Annotated in this window: 2 protein-coding genes; both read right to left on the bottom strand. The window is 70.1% G+C overall.

Translation table 11 applies throughout. From position 1 onward, the window contains the following. Positions 1–323: 323 nt before the first annotated feature. Positions 324–1,226 carry a glycine betaine ABC transporter substrate-binding protein gene (locus IJH84_RS06360; protein ID WP_295141436.1) on the bottom strand — a complete coding sequence of 301 codons (903 nt, stop codon included), beginning with the start codon at positions 1,224–1,226 and terminating at the stop codon, positions 324–326. Between the two features lie 17 nt (positions 1,227–1,243). Beyond that, a partial coding sequence (locus IJH84_RS06355) for an ABC transporter permease subunit (RefSeq protein WP_367268969.1) occupies positions 1,244–1,539 on the bottom strand: 296 nt, incomplete at its 5' end.

Here is a 1,539-nt window from a genome sequence, read left to right as displayed (position 1 = left end):
GAAGGCGTCGTTGGCCGAAGTGGCGATCGGGCGCGCGCTGCTTCCGGCGTCGTGCACGGGGGTCCTCCAGGTTCGTGCGGGCGGGCACGCTCGGCAGTGCCGGATAGTAACTTGGCGATCACCTGGTCAGGTGACCGCCCGTCGATCTCGGCTCTCGGGCGGTCGCTGGTAGTGGCGGCGCCTGTCGCCGCGCCGCGCGTCCGCTGCCCGTGCACCGGTGACCGCGGGACGTCGGCGAGCACCGCACGGACGGCTTCGGCGGAGGCGACCCCGTTCGCTCCGGCGCCCGCGTCCCGGACTCCACGAACCTGCGCGAACCGCGGTCAGCGCGTCGGCGCGAACGTCGCGATGACCTGCGGATTGGCGTCCGCCCAGCGTTGCGCGGCGGCTTCCTCCTGGCCCTTCGGCGCACTGTTGATCTCGTTCTCCAGCGAGGCGAGCTGCTGGTCGTTCAACCGGAACTTGTGCACCATCCCGGTCACGTCCGGGAAGTCGGCGCTGAAGCCCTTCCGCCCGGCGGCGTGGATCTGCTCCGCAGCGCCCATCGCGCCGCGCGGGTCCGCCAAGTCCTTGATCGGGTACTTCGCGTACGCCCAGTGCGGGTGCCACAGCGTGACGACGATCGGCTGGCGCTCGTTGATCGCGCGCTCCAAGGAGGCCAACATCGCGGTCGTCGACGAGGTCTGCAGCGTGTACTCGCCTGCGAGGCCGTACTGCGGGATCATCTGGTCCCGCGTCACCCGGCTCAGCCCTGCGCCCGGATCGATGCCGGTGATCGTGCCGTGGAACTCGGCGCCCCGGCCGCGCAGGTCCTGCAACGAGTTCACGTCGGTCAGGTACTTCGGCACCGCGATGTTCAGCGTCGCCTGGTCGTACCAGACCCCGAGGTCCTCGAGCTGACCGCGGTACTGGTTCCAGTAGTCGGCGTGCGTCTGCGGCAGCCAGGCGTCCATGAACAGGTCGATGTTGCCGCGCGCCAGGCCCGCGTAAGTAGGCCCGGCCTCCAGCTCGGTCAGCTGCACCTGGTAGCCCTGCCGCTGCAGCAGCACCTTGTAGAGGTTGCTGACCGCGATCGCCTCGTCCCAGGCGATGTAGCCGATGTTGATCCGCTTCGCCTGCTGCCCGGTGCCCGCTTCCCGGCCCCCGCACCCGGCAGCGACCAGCACCAACGCGGCGAGCATCGCCAAACATGCCACCAGCCGACGGGTCCAACGCTTCTTCGGCATGGCACTTCCCGCCCTTCCTAGGCGACCGGCGCGGTCTCCTCGGCCGCGCGCGAGACGGGGGAGCGGTCGGCCAGCACGGCGGTGATCCGGTCCAGGTAGACCGCCAGCACCACCACCGCGACCCCGGCTTCGAAACCCGCCCCCAACTGCACCCGGGTCACCGCGGTGTAGACCTCGGTGCCCAGTCCTTCCGCGCCGACCATGCCCGCGATGACCACCATCGACAGCGACAGCATGATCACCTGGTTGATGCCCGCCATGATCGACGGCATGGCCAGCGGCAACTGGATGCCGGTGAGGATCCGCCGCGGCG

Origin of the sequence: Saccharopolyspora sp. (genome assembly GCF_017434145.1) — a bacterium.
Lineage (GTDB): Bacteria > Actinomycetota > Actinomycetes > Mycobacteriales > Pseudonocardiaceae > Saccharopolyspora_C > Saccharopolyspora_C galaxeae.
The sequence above is the reverse complement of the archived record's forward strand: the minus strand, read 5'-3'. Positions and strand labels throughout refer to the sequence as shown.

Coding starts and splice junctions, on each gene's coding strand:
- IJH84_RS06360 (WP_295141436.1), bottom strand. CDS start 1,226: ATGCCGAAGAAGCGTTGGACCCGTCGGCTGGTGGCATGTTTGGCGATG.